Below are 15,954 nucleotides of genomic sequence, written 5' to 3' on the forward strand. Positions count from 1 at the left end.
ACATGATGAAACGATTATCTAACTGGTTGCTTGGAGAAATGAATCCCCAAGCTATAAAAGAACAAGCTGTTAAAAAGCGTTACGCCAATCCTTTACCTTCTTTTGCCGATAGATTGACTATTGTTGATTTTAATGAACAAGAGCAGGTCTTTTTATTTGCCGATGGCAAAAGTCTAGGCTCAGGATTTGAATTAGGTGATATTCAGGCAGAAGCAGCCTCCTCTGAGTATTTACAAGCGGTATTTCATAAAATTCGGGATACCTTTGCATCCGTAGTTCCACTACATGCCGTTGATCCTTGGGTCATGCAGATGTTTGTTCAAGACGAATATTGCCTTGATCCCGTTATTACTCATATTAAAACCCAAATCCCCCAACAATTTAGAGACAGTCCATTAACGCAAGATTATTTAAAACGCCTGCACGATCTTTACAATAAAATGACCCGACCCGAAGGCTTATTTATTGATCCCAAAACAGGCGCACCCTACCGTGGACGAAGACGAAGAATCAGAGTTTTGTTTTATAGACAATTACACCAAACCAATCTACCCCGAGAGCAAATTCTTCTCGAACATCAAGAAGTCATTAGTCAGATTGAAACCAAACTGCGCTCACCAGGGCTGGAAATCAAACGCCTCAAAGGGCAAGATTATTACCAGTGGTGGATACGTTGGTTTAATCCCAAATCAGCTGACGAGATATTAGAACAATACCCTTATCCGAATCCCATACCAGCAGGATTTAACCTAGCGCAAAATGTATTCTTTACGCCACCTGTAAGCGATGAAGATGGGTTTGTTTTTGAAGGAAACAAACAAAGAATTCTGTATGTTGACGGGTTAAAAGAAGCGCCTATCATTGGATTAGTCTCACGAGAAAGACAGCAAGCTAATCCCAAACATCGATACGCACTTTTAGATACCTTGCCAGAAGGAAGCATCTACACAATCCAAGTCGTCTTTAGTCATGATGAAAATCTTGATTCCCATTTAACGCGATTGGAAAAAGGAATCGTAGGAACCAGTCTAAAACCTCAGGAAGTCCGAGATGATATTAGGACAGCCCGTAATGAGTTAAGTATGGGCAATCGATTGTTCTGGGTTAATCAGGCCATTTTCTATCAAGCTGAAGATGAGCAACAAGCTCAAATCATAGAAAAAAATCTGCACGCGATTTTCAACGATGCCAAAATGCCCTTGATTCATTCCAACTATGATCTCCATCCTCTAAATTCCTGGCTCAATGCTCTGCCCTTTAATTTTGATCCCCACTATGCCCGTAAATATTTATGTTTTGATCGTCTGATGTATGCCACTGAGCTGGCAGCACTGCTTCCGGTCTATGGACGCAACCAAGGTGCAAGGCATTTACCTTGTTTCCCCTTTTTCAATCGTTTGGGTGAACCTGTTTTTTTTGACTTACTGCATCATGATTTTGTTAGCCAAAATTCTCATTGCGCTATTTTTGCAAACTCTGGTGGTGGCAAGTCGGTTTTAACGGGTTGGATGATTCAATCTTTATTAGCCATGAAAAATGCCCGAATAGTGCTTTTTGAAATGGGGAACTCTTTTGACAGGATACTCATTCACGCCAAAGCGCACGGTAAAAAGACCAAACAGTTATTACTAAGCAATAAGAAAGATGAAGCAGTCCCATTAAATCCATTTTGTGAAGCATATAAAGCTATTCCCGAAATCACAGATAATTTAAGTACAAAGCAGGCTACCTTAATTGCTCAAAAAATCATGGAATTAAAGAGCAACCTTCAAGAACCTGCTAATTCAGAAGACGTGGTCTGTGGTGATGGTCACCGCTCCTATCTGGCCGAGCTTGCTTTAGCTTTACGTACCATGATTACTGAGGCTAATGCTTTGGAAGAAGAACAATTTACTTTGGCTGATGAAACTCTATTAATCGAAGTGTTAAGTGATGCGATTTTAACGTCCTTTAACAATGACATACCGCAAATGCTCACTGAGCATATTGTAAGTGCTTTTAAACGACGACTTGATAGAGAAACAGTTGCTCGCAAAAAAGACCGCATCCTTGATATGCACGATCGACTTAACAGTTATGTGATTAACAGTGCCAAATCTCGTTTTTTTAATGTGTCGACAGAGCCTTTAGGTGACTTTGATATTTTTCATGTTGATATTTCAGCCATTAAGGATGATACCGGAAAGCTGGCCTTGGTAATGGTTTCATTATTGCCAAGAATACTGGCTATGGCAGAAGCTACTCAAAACGATAACAGACCAACCTTTCTCTTTATTGATGAATCCCATTTGCAATTTCAAATCCCTTCTGTTGTGACCGTTTGTTTACTGATTGCCAAAGTAGCAAGAAAGCTCGGTCTTTGGCTGGTTGCTATTACCCAAAACGTCACGGACATGAATTCAGAAAAGGCCACCAAAATTTTATCGTTGATTGAAACCTGGATTTTATTGGGACTAGATGAAAAAGAAATCACTGACGTAAAACGCTTTAAATCCCTAACACCACAGCAGGAAACATTAATCAGAGATATTGATTCGCAAAAAGGCTTGTATGCAGAAGCGGTTTTATTAGGGTCACGTTATCAGGGTTTGTTTCGCGTCATTCCACCTCGCTACCTACTAGCACTGTTAATGACCGAAAAATCAGAAAAAGCTCAACGTCACCTTCTGGAGAAAGAACATGATGTACTTGAAGCAGCCGAAATCATGGCTAAAAAACTCGAACAACCTAAAACTGCTATTCACAATAGGACTTATTTTTATGACTAACTTGTCCTTTGCTTTAGAAAGCACTAGCCCTCCTCACCCAGTGAACACCTTCATCATAGCCACACGGGTCTTGCAAAAGCTATTTCAAAACAGCCATTATAAAGTGATTGGTTCTTGTACCTGGGCTGTAGGCCGTCTACCGCCCAGGCTTGAAGTCACGCCCGCGGTTGAGCAATTCTTGCCTGATCTAATCATTACTGTCAGCAATAAGCCAGAAGAAAATCCCTGGCTTGAGGCACGAACGCTTTACGAAAATAAAGCAGCAAGAACACTGTATCAACAAGCTTATAAAGCTGCGACTGGTTCTGAATTAGGTTTTGGCAATGACAGCGGCCAAACCACCGATCTTCATATTAATGATGAACGCACCCGTATCGTTGATGTTATTGGCAGCCCTGCTGCTTTCTATCGTATCCCTTACCTGTCACATAGACCTGAAACAGGTTTTGGTGTTCCTTATTATCTTGCCGAAGCTGATGCAGTCATGGATAGAACAGAAGCCGCTGAGTTGTTGTATATGGGAACTCATCCATACCTATTAATTAATCATGACATTGGCACATTCACCCAAAATTGGGGTTCTGAAATTCCAAGATTAATGCGAGTGACTCAGCCCTATAACTATAGAGCCTCAGTTGTAGCGGCCATGCACGCAGCGGATATCGTCACCAATAAAAATCCCTTACATGTCACCAAATCAACTCGTAATTCCTGTGGGAGAAACTGTGTAGTAGCTAATGCCATTTATGACCCCAGAAACACCAAGGTCATCTGGCAGGAAATCTACCCCATTAACCGAAATATTCACCCAGGGGATGCACAGGACTTTGGTACAGAAGATGACAAAGCGGGTAATGGTAATTATGTATTTGTCCTCTGGCGTAAATACCGCGGCTGTATCCAGCACGAAGGCAAACTCGTGAACTTTTTAACCTTTCCCAAAGTAGAACAACCTCAAAAACGATAGGACGATGCCATGAAGAAATCACTACTACTTAGTTTACTAATCCCCTCTCTGATCCAAGCTGGCAGCTTTATGCCTAGCCAATCTGATTACTATTACGAATTAGGAGGAACATCTAATTTATTTATTCCACCCGTCAATAAAGATCAAACACTGGTTATTGGTGCAGATATAGATGGCCGTATGGGCTTTTCCTGTAGCGGTTTTAATCCTGTGGTATCCATTACCAATACTTTTCAGGATTTAAAGAAATCAGCATTAAATATCCCTGGCGGTGTAATTGATAATTTGAAAGGCTCTGTCGCAGGATTTCCGCTTTATAAGCTACAACAGTCCATGCCTGCTTTATACAATGTTCTACAAAATGCTGCATCTAGCGCGCAAAATGAATTTACCCTCAAAGTTAAAGATTGTCAGGAAGTCAAACAAGCATTGGAACAAAACCAATCTCCTATGGAAGGCATCTTATCAGTATCAGATAGTCAGGGATGGCTCGATGCTGCCAAACGGGCTAAGAAGGAAAACGTCGATGTGACCGAAACGTCAAAAAGTATTGCCCAAAAACGAGATGAATACGGTCTACCCTGGATAGGCAGCGATAAAGGCAATGCTGGCGGTAAATTCCAACGCCCCATTAAGGTGATTAATGATGTAGTCATTGCTGGGTACAACATTCTTTTGGAGAGAAAACCTTTAAATTCCTTGGAGAAACCAAGTACTAAAATCCCTATGACACTAAGCTGGCCAACGCCTACTGATGCTGCCAATTGGGCAGTTAAGGTTCTAGGTGATATTCAAGTCAGCAGCAGTGAAAACAAACAAAATCACGATGCTAAAGCAGGGATAGGCTTATCAGCCTTATTGCAAAGCTGTGCGAACGCTAATACCTGTAGTCAGAACATTGCCAAAGCCTTATGGAATTTAGTCAATGGTACATGGACACTGACCGAAGAAAATCTGCATAAAGTCAGCGCCTCCAATTTACTGATTACTGATGAAGTCATTATCACAATTCAACATTTACCTCGTGAAGAACAGATGCTCACTGTCTCGAAGTTAGCTGAGGAAATTGCTGTCCAAAACATGTTGGATAAAGCCTTAATGATGCGTCGTATTTTACAAGCAGGACTGCAAGTACAAGAAGTACAAAACTTAAAACCTGCTATGAACATGGTCCTTTTTGCACTGAAAAAACTGGATGATGACATTCACTCATTGTCATTTGAAAACGATGTCCGCAAAAAAATGATGAATGAGACTTTGGGAACCATCATGGACATTCGCCACCAAGCACAAAACCAAAATATCCCAGGCCAGGATCATGAACAGCCAACAGTAAAAAATGGTGCAATCTACGTCAAAGAAAATAAAGGAGCTTAATCATGATCGTCTTTAACCCTTTATCCCTCTACACCACCTATCTAGGCTGGCAACAGTATGAGGTTCTATTTAACGCCCTGTGGCAAACAGGGCTGTTATATCTTGGCTTTTTGGCCATTGGCTATCGCTTTCTTAAAAATGTGCTTAATCCAGCTGGCGCTTTTTATGCTGTGGAACATGCTTTAAATAATTTCCTTTATGAATTGGCAGTCACTTTCCTGATATGCAGTTTATTTGTCTATCCTTGCGTACCATTGGAAACCAAAGCCTTACAATTTAAACCCCTATGTGGACTAAAGAACCCAACGACTGCGGTCATTGGCGACAGCGGCACAACTTATGATGAAGCCTTTGCAGATCTACTGACTAACCAGGTCAAAATTCCTATAGGCTTTGCCATTATCCAGAATTTCATGTCGAGCTTCACTTACAGCCTTATGAAGGTAACGGGTTGCACCGATAGTTTGCAATCTATTCAAGGCGATTTGGTATCAACCTATCTACCCCAAAGCGTTCGCAAACAAGCATTGGATTTTCATAGGCAATGTTTTATTGAAGCAAGAACTCAATTCAATAGTGAAAAGCATGAAGCCAGTGAGTTAGATCCTATGCTCAAACGCTATGGTGGTGAAGATGATTTAAACTGGATGGGTTCTAAAATTCTGCAAAAGATGTATTACAGCAAACTTCACGCTCGCCAACCCGTGTCAGGATTTACCTTTCATCAAGCCCCAAATCGCAATCTTGAAAAAGCAGCTAATCGTGGCGATATTCCACCCGAACGATTGCCAGAAGATGGATATCCAAGCTGTCAGCAATGGTGGAACAAAATCAAAACTGACCTGGTTGAAGTCTCTAATCAGGCCAGTGTTTTTAACAAGCATCTAAATTACTACGCCATGCTCGATAGAGTTCGCCAATATAAAGTGAAACACCCAAAAGCCTGGAAAGCAGACATCAGCGCAGAAGATTTTATTGCGAAAATGCTCTTGCAAGAAAGCAAAGACATGCAGACCAGTTCTGTGCAAAACCTCATGGATAATAACAATGGAAAGGTCGCATCTGCCATTACCCATAGCCTGGTCAATGTCGGACAATGGACAAAATCATGGACATCCACCCCATTAAAAAGAGAAGCAATCATGCAAACCCTGCCCGTCATGCAAGCGTTTTTCATGTTCTTTTTAATCATTTTAACGCCAATGGTATTGTCCTTAAGTTGCTATAGTCCAAGAGCGTTGGGCAGTCTGTGCGCCTTGTTTGTTATGGCTATCTTTCTTCAATACCTCTGGCATCTGGTCGGATTTCTCGAACGCTCTGTGCTTGATCCATTAGGGGAAAACGATGCTATTTCGGCCATGAAGAATATGGCTGTAATGTTTTACTTTGTAGCACCCGTTTTGTTACTCAGATTATCTAGTCATTTTGGCGGTGACGCTGGTGCAGGTCTTATGGATTTAGTCAGCGGTACTGAACGCCATAGCGATAACGTAAGTCAATCAGGTATGCAGGTAGCTAAAACAGGCGTTAAAGTGATATCAGGAGGTCTTCGATGAAGACCTTATTTAGACTCAAGGGATTCATTGTATTCACGAATACTAATCAAGCCCTTATCAAATTTTTCTTGAGCCTCATAAACAGTCAAATAGCGTTTAGCAGGTTTATCCTCGGCTACGCCAACAAGGGCATCAAGAACTACCGCCAACAAGCGAAATACCTTTCTCATTTGGAGCTATCCCTATGATTAAACATTACATCCGTTCATTCATTATAGTACTGATTCAAGCCATTTTACCAATCATTGGTTTATTGATAATTGCTCCTTGGATTATCAATACAAATATTCTTACTCGTTGGCAACATACATTCGCTAATATACAACCGTTGTTTCTAGGCTTACATGGACTACTTTATCTGGCTTTGATTTTGTTATGGCCAAAGCTGGTCACACGCATACAGATTAATAATCAACTCTCATCCGAACAACTCAAAACAGCCCTCAAAGTCCGCTGGTATCTACTGGCTATTTTCTTATTTATTGATGCACTGATGATTTGGAGAATGTTATGAGCGAATATCCTATTAATAACCTATTTCGGGAACCAACCGAAGCCTGGTCAGCGATTACCTGTTTGTCTTTGGCTCTACTCGCTTATAGCCAACCACATCTGTTCTTGCTTACGCAAACAATGAGTCTATATGCAGCGATTACACTATCAATCCCTGGTGTCTTTAGAGCATGGCAAGCAATAAAGGTTAAGCGATATCAGCACAGACTTTTAGCCATGCCAACCTATGCCCTATCCACCACAGAAATTCCTTTATCCAAAAACTGGCTATTTCTAGGTAAAGGTTTCCGCTGGCGACCAAGCCATACCCAAAAGCTGCATCAAATCAAACAGGTCAAAAATGAAAAGTTCATGCAAAGGAGCTATAGCTATCAGCTGGCCAGACAATTCTGCCAAAACCATGAACACACTCGATTAGCAAAATGGCTTAACAACCGCTCCAAGTTAAATCCATTCAGACCCGATCCTCCCGTCGGAGGAAGTCCTTTCCTTCACGGAGTTGGAGAAGAAGATAAACCAGTTTACATTCCTCAAGATGTACGTGTAGGTCATACTTTTGTGGTTGGTACTACCAGAGTCGGCAAAACTCGATTAGCCAGTATTCTGATTAACCAGGACATCCGAAACGGTGATGCCGTTATTGTTGTAGACCCTAAAGGCGACCAGGACTTGGTTAGAGACATGATGGCTGCCTGTAAGGTATCAGGCAGAACAGAAGATTTCAAAATCGTTCACTTAGGCTTTCCAGAGAAATCCGCACGATATAATCCTCTCAAAAATTTCGACCAAATCAGTGAAGTGGCTACACGAATCACCGATGCAATATCCGCAGAAGGTGAAGGGAAGCAATTTGCAGCCTTTGCATGGAAATATGTTAATATCGTTGCCATTTGTCTTGAAGAAATGAAACAACCCATTACCTACCAATCCATAGCCTTTTATATCAGTCGATTAGATCAACTATTGATGACATATGCCGACACCATTCTACCCAATCACTATCCCAAATATCATCAAGAGATTGAAGCTATTATAGAGGAACATGACAGCAAGATTGGTAAAAACAATAAAACCAAATCCCCTATGGAACGCCACCAGGCAGTCATTCAATATGTCAAAGACCACATCAACAAAACCATCAAAAGCAACAATGCCGAAGCGCTTCACGACCAAATCCTGATAGACCTTTATGATGCAGCTATTATGGATAAACACTACTATGAAAAAATCACAGCCAGCGTCGGCCCTGTATTGTCTGAAATCAATAAAAGTAATGCTTCAAAAATTCTATCGTCAAAGGCCAAAGCAGGTGACATTGAGCTGATGGATGTGATTAAAAATAAGAAAGTGCTTTATATTGGTTTAGATAGTTTAACTAATCCTAATATTGCCCAAGCAGTGGGTAAAGCTTTTTTGTCAGATCTGGTTTCTACAGCTGGTAAAATTTACAAGGAACCCAATGCTCGTTATATATTGAATCTGCATTGTGATGAGCTGTCAGAGATTATCCAGGATTCTTTTGTGAAGATTCTCAATAAAGCGGGCGGTGCTGGTTTTCAAGTGACCGCTTACGCTCAAACTATTCAAGATATGGAAGTTGCACTGGGTTCCAGGGCTAAAGCAGAAGTATCCGAGGGAAATTTTAATACCCTAATTATGCTGCGTGTTAAAAATGAAGAAACAGCCAATTTACTGGTTAAAGTGCTGCCTCAAGTTGGAGTTATTGGACATACCCAAGTTTCTATGGTTAATGATACACCTCATGGGGAAGATGGGGTTTATTTTAATACAACCAATGAGGACAGAGTACAAACTTCTTCTGTGCCTATGATTGGAGTAGAGGATATTATTTCTTTGCCAAAGGGGCAGGCTTTTGTTTTAGTAAATGGGGGAGAACTTTATAAAGTAAGAGTTCCTTTACCTTTAAGCCACAAAGATAAGTCATCTGATATCTATTCAATGAAATTGAAAATCAATCAACTACCAGAAAATTAACCCACCATGCCAATGGATGGTTTCTCCAGTTTTATTTGTTCAATATGAGATGAATGGATTCGTGATTCAAGTGATGTATCCAGTATTGCGGATCTAATATTGCATTGTATTTTTTACTGGGATTCCAAACGGGGCAAAAAGTGTTTTCCCATTAATTTGTACTTGGGTGAACAATTTAATAAATCCCGCTTTATTGGGCTCAATATGAAATTGTAATTCGGGTCCTCCACGTTCAGCCTTATTTTGGGGTTCTTTCCACATAGGATGAACGTGGGTAACGGTTTTAAAGTCTTCATTAAAACCAACGATGTGAGCATAGGCACCCATAATTGGTTCTAACGTATGAACTGGGTTTCCCTTGGCATCAACAATATCTATTTTACCCATGGCTGGTTGCCCCACTTGTAATGGTGTTTTATCAAAAGATAATTTGAACTGATAGCCATCAACAGTGCTTTCAAATAAAGGCTGGTGATCAATATGACCTCCTAATCCCTTAATGTTTTTAGGAGATGGAAAATCAGCAATAATATATTCCTGAATTTTTGTATTCGCAGGCAATAGATCGGCCCATGCACGATAAGAAGCATTTTTGAGGATAGGCTGCCACTCAAATTGGTAAACACCGGGTGTCGTTGTTTCAACTGGATGAACATGGCTGTAGTCCATGAGATTGTCATCAATAATCAATAAATGAATCTTTTGTGTATGTGCCTCAACAAGATCGTTTAGGGTAACTGGGTTATTATTTGTTGTTTTAGATAACTTGAGGAAGACTAGTTTCTTATCCTTTTTTTCAATTATCCTCTGAATTGATAATCGCATGGTAGCACTTTGCTGTGACTTCGATGAATTTTTTGAGGGATTTTTCATCGCATGATGATGTGAATTTCCAGCAATAGCAATTCCATAATACGAATTGCTTAATAGCAAACCAATGAGGGCAATGATAAATTTTTTCACAATAATTTTGGCTCCAAGGACACTCAACCGTTCTGTATCATTATATCGTAGATAAACACTAACTACCTAGGTTTCAATTAACCGCTTTATATGATTACTGTTTTTTTTAGAGTTTATACAACATCTCATTCAATTGCTTAAATCAGTTTAGCGAATTAAAGTATAAGAAAAATTAGATATGCTTAAGATAATTCACTTTATTTTAAGTTATTATTAGGTAATCTATTTATCGATGGAACTATCATGAGTGATATGGAGATCTTGGAGTATTTTCCTGAAGCAAGAGCCGAAGAGGAAAAAGAAAAAGCTCTCTGTTTTCACCCAAAAAATAGTAATCATGCACAAAATAATCTAGTCTATCTTTTGGATTGGGAAGAAGAGTTTGATGTTATCCGTTCAATCAATTAGAGCTATTTATTTTGACTGGTGATTGAATGACAGTCTATATTTTAATTATTTCCTTTTAAAATCATGGATAAAAATCATCATAAAACAAAGTCATTGGTTTATTTTAGCCTGCTGTTTATTACTTGCTGTTTGTACAAACAGTGGAGCTGCCAACGATAGTACAAAGAATTAAAATATTCATGTCGCGCAAGGCCATGGAGGTGGCAGTGGTCGTTAACATCAGGGGCTTTAGACTGAATTGTAAGGGTTTGTCATGAGTATTGATTCTCTTATAATACCAACTTAGGCGTTTGAATTTTTAGGGAAATTAAACTCACATGAATAATAGGTGAGCAGATTCAAAGGATGGACAATGACGCAGATTTGGCATGACAAGAAGCCCCAAGAAGTGGCCAAAGTACTTAAAACTGATTTATCAGTTGGTTTAACTGAGGAAGAAGCACAACGACGCTTAGAAGAGTCTGGCGCTAATGTATTGGTCAAACAGAAAAAAACTTCTTTTTTGAAAATTCTTTTCCAACAAGTAAACAGTTTAGTCACCTGGGTTCTTTTAGGCGCTGTAGTCATTTCATTTTTACTTGGTGAAACAGTAGATGCCATTGCCATTTTTGCCATTGTGGTTTTGAATGCCATTATCGGCTTTATTATCGAATTTCGAGCTGATCGTGCTATTTTAGCGTTGCAAAAATTGGCTTCCCCTAAAGCCAGGGTAATTCGGGATGGTCATGCCAGGATAATCACTACTTCCGATATAGTGCCAGGCGATATTCTTCTTTTTGAAGGAGGAGATTTAGTTACAGCTGATGCTCGTCTTTTTGAGCTGTCTTCCTTAAAGACGGAGGAAGCCCCTTTAACCGGTGAATCATTGCCTATTGAAAAAAATCTCAATTTTTATAGTGCTGAAACACCGCTGGCTGAGCGCAAAAACATGGTCTTTATGGGAACATCCGTGGCGAATGGTACAGGTCGAGCCATTGTAGTCGCAACCGGTATGAGTACCGAAATGGGACGTATTGCGACCATGTTGAATGAGGCTTCTCGTGATGAATCCCCATTACAAAAAAGGCTTAATCATGTGGGTTCCCGGCTATTATGGCTTTGTTTTTCCATTGTCCTACTGATTTTTATTCTCGGTTGGTTACGTCGTATTCCATTTTTTGAATTGTTTATGAGCTCCGTTAGTCTGGCTGTAGCGGCTATTCCTGAGGGTTTACCTGCGGTAGTCACTGTTGCTTTAGCCTTAGGTGTTCAACGCATGGTACGACGTGCTGTCTTGGTAAGGCGTATGTCAGCTGTGGAAACTCTGGGTTGTCTCCAAGTCATTTGTACGGATAAAACCGGGACATTAACAGTGGGTGAGATGACAGCCCGTAAACTCATTACCGCAGAGGAAGTGTACAGTATCATAGGTGAAGGATATCACTTGGATGGTCATTTTATTTCCCAAGGTCAAGAGAGTGATGTCGCCAAAGATAATTTGTTACAGACTGTTTTGAGCGCCGCTTCGGCGTGTAACAATGCAGAAATTCGTTTGCAACAAGGACAACTATCCACTGTTGGGGACCCAACAGAAATTGCACTATTAGTAGCGGCTGCCAAAGGAGATATTTGGCGTGATATTCTGGAGTCGACTTTTCCTCGCATACGAGAATTGCCTTTCGATTCAGAACGAAAACGTATGACGATAATCCGTAGGCAAGCAGAGCAACTGACTGCGTTTGTCAAAGGGGCACCTGAAGTGATTTTCGAACGCTGTAGCCATATTTTGACTCGAGAGGGCATCAAAAAATTAACCCCTAAAGAACGTGCCCGTATGCAACAATCCTGTCAATTGATGGCCAGTGAAGCATTGCGAATCTTGGCCTTTGCACAACGGCAATGCGATTCTTCATTATTGGAGGCTGCTGATGAAGACATTGAAAATAATCTTGTTTTACTAGGACTCATAGGACTCCAGGATCCGCCGCATGCTGATGCAAAAGCATCGGTTAAGCGTTGTAAAATGGCAGGCATTAAACCAGTCATGATCACAGGCGATCACCCCGATACCGCCAAAGCAATTGCTCGTGAATTAGAGATACTGAATCCAGGCGATCGCCTGATGACAGGTAATGAACTGGATAAGATGTCTGATGATGACTTTATGGCGTGTGTGAAACAGATTGCTGTTTATGCTCGCGTTACTGCTGAACATAAATTAAAAATCGTTCGTGCCTGGAAAAAACATCACATGGTGGTTGCAATGACTGGTGATGGTGTAAACGATGCACCGGCACTAAAAGAAGCTTCGGTTGGTATCGCAATGGGGCTCACAGGCACTGAAGTGACTAAAGAATCTGCCGATATTATTCTCATGGATAATAACTTTACCTCTATTGTCGATGGGATTGAAGAAGGGCGGACAATTTATGACAATATTGCCAAAACGCTTGCTTATTTATTAGCGGGAAATATGGGTGAACTGCTGGTTGTTTTTAGTGTTCTTTTAATCGGCTGGCCCTTACCACTATTGCCAATCCAATTGTTATGGATAAATTTAGTGACGGATGGTTTGCCGGCATTGGCTTTGGCAACCGATCCGGCTGAGCCTGGAATTCTTAAACGTCCGCCAAGATCATCACAACAATCTCTGATGAATTTTTCATTTTTCAAGCAGGTATCTTTTATAGGTTGTTTAACGGCACTGGTCACCTTTGGTGTATTTGCTTACGAATATTTAGTCAATGCGGATTTGATACAGGCTCAGGACGCTGCTTTTTCTGTTTTAGTGACTGCAGAATTATTAAGAGCCTTTGGGGCTCGTAGTCAAACCAAGACCATATGGCAAGTAGGGCTGTTTTCAAACATGCGCTTGTTTTTTATTGTCAGCATTAGTTTTGCGTTGCAGATCTTCATTCATCATGTCCCTTTTTTGCAACGTCTTTTTGGAATTAGTCCAGTGACTTTATCTGAATGCTTGCTTTGGATAGTCTTAGGAACCATCCCTTTACTGATTTTGGAATTGAAGAAAATGATTAAATTAAGGAATTCACCTCATGAGGCGTTTTAATTTTAAAAAAGGCTTCTGGGTCATCCTGATTACCAGCTTGATCAATTACCCTGTTTTCTCTTTAAGCCATGCTGCGCCATTACCAGTTTTAGAGAAGCTGATTGAAGAGGCTAAGGGAAATAACCCACAAATTAAGGCGGCTCATGCGCGCTGGATCGCTGCCAATCGTGTTGCACCCCAAGCCCGTTCACTCCCTGATCCTAAAGTCAGTGTTGGTTCCCCGATGAATATTGATCCCATGCGGCTACAAATGATTGGTGCAAGTCAGGAAATTCCATTTCCAGGGAAGCTGGCAGTTCGTGGGAAAATAGCAGTCGAGAAGGCAAAACGGGCTGCCGCGGACTTCCAGGCCACGTGCCTGGTTGTTATTGCCCAATTAAAGCGTATCTATTACAACCTTTATTCGGTTAATAAATCAATTGAAATCCTGCAAAAAACCCTACTGCTTCTGCAAGAGCTTGAAAAAAGTGCTCAAGTGAATTACAGCGTGGGAAAAGTTCCGCAACAAGATATTTTTCGGGCACAGACCGAAATCGCTCGCCTGGATATGCGTTTGGTTATCTTAAAACAAGAGCGGGAATCGCTTGAGGCGGATATTAACCGTCTTTTAAATCGACCCTTGGATATTGCAATTCATACCCCATCGCAGTTATCTGTAACCCATCATCGTCATAATTTGGCATTTCTCAATAACCTCATCAAACAGCGCTCTCCACAATTAAAAGCACGCGAACGAAGCGTTGAGCAACGACGCCAAACGGTTAAATTAAGTAAAATGAATTATTTTCCTGATGTTGAAATTGAAGGAGGAAAATTACATAACACAGTAACGAATAATGACGGATATATGGTCAACTTGAAAGCCACTATTCCTTTGTATTTTATGGAGAAGCAAAATAATGGCTTGCGAGAATCCCTTTCTCGTTACAATGCTGAAGTAGAAGATTTGCACACCACCTATCAAGCGCTTCTTTTCCAGGTCAAAAACGCTTTTTTAGTGGAACAGCGTTCTGCAAAGTTAATTGAATTGATCCAAGGCTCCATCATTCCTTTGGCCACACTAACGTTTAATTCATCACAAGCCAATTATGGAGTTGGTAAAGTGGATTTTTTAACCTTGCTTAATAACCTGCTGACGTTACAAGAAAATGAAATTGAATTGCATAATGAGTTGGCAAATCACGAAAAAGCCATCACGCAGATAGAAGAAATTACAGGGAAGCTCACATGAAGTCTAGAAAGCCAATCGTCTTATTTATTGTGTTATTGATCGCCGTTCAAATAGGTATTGCGCAATCAACAACAAGTACTCATGACAAGATGGATATGAAAAAATCCACCTCGGACAATTTAATCATGATAGACCCAGTTCGCTTACAAGCCATAGGCATTACATCGGAGCCGGTAAAAAGCCAATGGATTGAAAAAACGATTCGTACGGTGGGTTATGTTGAAGCAGATGAACGGTTGGTTGCCCATATTCATGTGCGTTTTGATGGTTGGATAGAAAAATTATTCGTCAATTTTACCGGAGAGAAAGTCAAAAAAAATCAAGCTTTATTTACTGTTTATAGTCCTGATCTGGTTTCTACTCAACAAGAATATTTATTGGCTTTACAAGCCAAAAAAATTCTTGGTAAAAACAAAAACACTTCAATTATATCAGGCTCTCAGGCGTCTTTTGAGGCAGCCAAACAAAGACTTTTGCTGTGGGGAATTTCTGAGAAGGAAATCGAGCATTTGACAAAAAGCGGTAAAATTACCAATACGATGACCATTAATTCTCCAATTAATGGAACGGTTACTCATAAAATGGCATTAGTCGGCATGCGAATCAAACCAGAAGATGAACTGTATACCATAGCCGATTTATCTCGTTTGTGGATTTTAGGCGACATTTATGAGTATGAATTACCTTATATTAAACTCGATCAAACAGCGGATGTCACCTTGTCGTATTTGCCTAATCAATTGTTTAAAGCCAAACTTGATTTTATTTATCCAACGGTCGATATGAAAACTCGTACCGCCAAGGTTCGTTTTGTGGTGGATAATGCCAAGGATCAATTAAAACCGGGGATGTACGCCAATATTGACTTAAAAATTCCTTTAGGCAAGCGACTTGTAGTGTCCAAAAATGCTGTTTTGATAACGGGTGAGCGTGCCGTGGTGTTTATTTATCATGGGGATGGAAAAATTGAGTGGCGCAATGTGACATTGGGTGTGCGTGCTGGTGATTTGATCGAGGTGGTACAAGGCATCAAAGAGGGAGATAACATTATTACCTCTGCTAACTTCCTCATTGACTCTGAAAGTCAGTTAAAGGCTGCGATGGGTGGTATGCAGCATTAATACGAT

The 15,954-nt window shown here is 40.5% G+C and carries 12 protein-coding genes; 10 read left to right on the forward strand and 2 right to left on the reverse strand.

Going from position 1 to position 15,954, the window contains the following annotated elements:
• Window positions 1–5 precede the first annotated feature (5 nt).
• From Ljam_RS07530 to Ljam_RS07545, 4 genes are read left to right on the forward strand one after another with little or no spacing between them, the layout of a single operon-like run.
• Entirely contained in the window at window positions 6–2,768 is a 2,763-nt protein-coding gene (locus tag Ljam_RS07530) for a conjugative transfer ATPase (RefSeq protein ID WP_028389631.1), read from the forward strand.
• On the forward strand, window positions 2,761–3,735 hold the full coding sequence (locus Ljam_RS07535) for a TIGR03756 family integrating conjugative element protein (RefSeq protein WP_014842596.1): 975 nt from the start codon (window positions 2,761–2,763) through the stop codon (window positions 3,733–3,735). The genes Ljam_RS07530 and Ljam_RS07535 overlap by 8 nt, the downstream gene beginning before the upstream one ends.
• A 9-nt stretch (window positions 3,736–3,744) precedes the next feature.
• Window positions 3,745–5,112, forward strand: a complete 1,368-nt coding sequence (locus tag Ljam_RS07540; RefSeq protein ID WP_014842597.1) for an integrating conjugative element protein — start codon at window positions 3,745–3,747, stop codon at window positions 5,110–5,112.
• Between the two features lie 2 nt (window positions 5,113–5,114).
• On the forward strand, window positions 5,115–6,668 hold the full coding sequence (locus tag Ljam_RS07545; RefSeq protein WP_014842598.1) for a conjugal transfer protein TraG N-terminal domain-containing protein: 1,554 nt from the start codon (window positions 5,115–5,117) through the stop codon (window positions 6,666–6,668).
• Between the two features lie 5 nt (window positions 6,669–6,673).
• Here Ljam_RS07545 and Ljam_RS15360 read toward each other — a convergent pair whose 3' ends face one another.
• The gene (locus Ljam_RS15360; protein ID WP_010652859.1) at window positions 6,674–6,838 is read right to left on the reverse strand and encodes a hypothetical protein; all 165 of its coding nucleotides are present in this window, start codon (window positions 6,836–6,838) and stop codon (window positions 6,674–6,676) included.
• Between the two features lie 14 nt (window positions 6,839–6,852).
• Between Ljam_RS15360 and Ljam_RS07550 the strand changes: the two genes are divergently transcribed.
• A complete protein-coding gene (locus Ljam_RS07550) occupies window positions 6,853–7,182 on the forward strand; it encodes a hypothetical protein (RefSeq protein ID WP_014842600.1) in 330 nt (109 codons plus the stop codon).
• Entirely contained in the window at window positions 7,179–9,176 is a 1,998-nt protein-coding gene (traD, locus tag Ljam_RS07555) for a type IV conjugative transfer system coupling protein TraD (RefSeq protein ID WP_014842601.1), read from the forward strand. Before Ljam_RS07550 ends, traD begins: the two co-directional genes overlap by 4 nt.
• Before the next feature lie 93 nt (window positions 9,177–9,269).
• Here traD and Ljam_RS07560 read toward each other — a convergent pair whose 3' ends face one another.
• On the reverse strand, window positions 9,270–10,139 hold the full coding sequence (locus Ljam_RS07560; protein ID WP_028389632.1) for a hypothetical protein: 870 nt from the start codon (window positions 10,137–10,139) through the stop codon (window positions 9,270–9,272).
• A 243-nt stretch (window positions 10,140–10,382) separates the two neighbouring features.
• On the opposite strand from Ljam_RS07560, the gene Ljam_RS15185 reads away from it, so the two are divergent.
• The 4 genes from Ljam_RS15185 (at window position 10,383) to Ljam_RS07575 (ending at window position 15,948) form a co-directional block, all read left to right on the forward strand.
• Window positions 10,383–10,547: a hypothetical protein gene (locus tag Ljam_RS15185; protein WP_154080663.1), complete on the forward strand. Its 165-nt coding sequence runs from the start codon at window positions 10,383–10,385 to the stop codon at window positions 10,545–10,547.
• A 352-nt stretch (window positions 10,548–10,899) separates the two neighbouring features.
• Complete coding sequence (locus tag Ljam_RS07565; protein ID WP_014842603.1) at window positions 10,900–13,596, forward strand: cation-translocating P-type ATPase; 2,697 nt, start codon at window positions 10,900–10,902, stop codon at window positions 13,594–13,596.
• Window positions 13,583–14,827 carry a TolC family protein gene (locus Ljam_RS07570; RefSeq protein ID WP_014842604.1) on the forward strand — a complete coding sequence of 415 codons (1,245 nt, stop codon included), beginning with the start codon at window positions 13,583–13,585 and terminating at the stop codon, window positions 14,825–14,827. Before Ljam_RS07565 ends, Ljam_RS07570 begins: the two co-directional genes overlap by 14 nt.
• On the forward strand, window positions 14,824–15,948 hold the full coding sequence (locus tag Ljam_RS07575; protein ID WP_014842605.1) for an efflux RND transporter periplasmic adaptor subunit: 1,125 nt from the start codon (window positions 14,824–14,826) through the stop codon (window positions 15,946–15,948). Before Ljam_RS07570 ends, Ljam_RS07575 begins: the two co-directional genes overlap by 4 nt.
• Window positions 15,949–15,954 lie beyond the last annotated feature (6 nt).

It is taken from the genome of Legionella jamestowniensis (genome assembly GCF_001467745.1).
GTDB classification, from domain to species: domain Bacteria; phylum Pseudomonadota; class Gammaproteobacteria; order Legionellales; family Legionellaceae; genus Tatlockia; species Tatlockia jamestowniensis.

Coding starts and splice junctions, on each gene's coding strand:
- traD (WP_014842601.1), top strand. CDS start 7,179: ATGAGCGAATATCCTATTAATAACCTATTTCGGGAACCAACCGAAGCC.
- Ljam_RS07535 (WP_014842596.1), top strand. CDS start 2,761: ATGACTAACTTGTCCTTTGCTTTAGAAAGCACTAGCCCTCCTCACCCA.
- Ljam_RS15360 (WP_010652859.1), bottom strand. CDS start 6,838: ATGAGAAAGGTATTTCGCTTGTTGGCGGTAGTTCTTGATGCCCTTGTT.
- Ljam_RS07540 (WP_014842597.1), top strand. CDS start 3,745: ATGAAGAAATCACTACTACTTAGTTTACTAATCCCCTCTCTGATCCAA.
- Ljam_RS15185 (WP_154080663.1), top strand. CDS start 10,383: ATGAGTGATATGGAGATCTTGGAGTATTTTCCTGAAGCAAGAGCCGAA.
- Ljam_RS07575 (WP_014842605.1), top strand. CDS start 14,824: ATGAAGTCTAGAAAGCCAATCGTCTTATTTATTGTGTTATTGATCGCC.
- Ljam_RS07550 (WP_014842600.1), top strand. CDS start 6,853: ATGATTAAACATTACATCCGTTCATTCATTATAGTACTGATTCAAGCC.
- Ljam_RS07530 (WP_028389631.1), top strand. CDS start 6: ATGAAACGATTATCTAACTGGTTGCTTGGAGAAATGAATCCCCAAGCT.
- Ljam_RS07545 (WP_014842598.1), top strand. CDS start 5,115: ATGATCGTCTTTAACCCTTTATCCCTCTACACCACCTATCTAGGCTGG.
- Ljam_RS07565 (WP_014842603.1), top strand. CDS start 10,900: ATGACGCAGATTTGGCATGACAAGAAGCCCCAAGAAGTGGCCAAAGTA.
- Ljam_RS07570 (WP_014842604.1), top strand. CDS start 13,583: ATGAGGCGTTTTAATTTTAAAAAAGGCTTCTGGGTCATCCTGATTACC.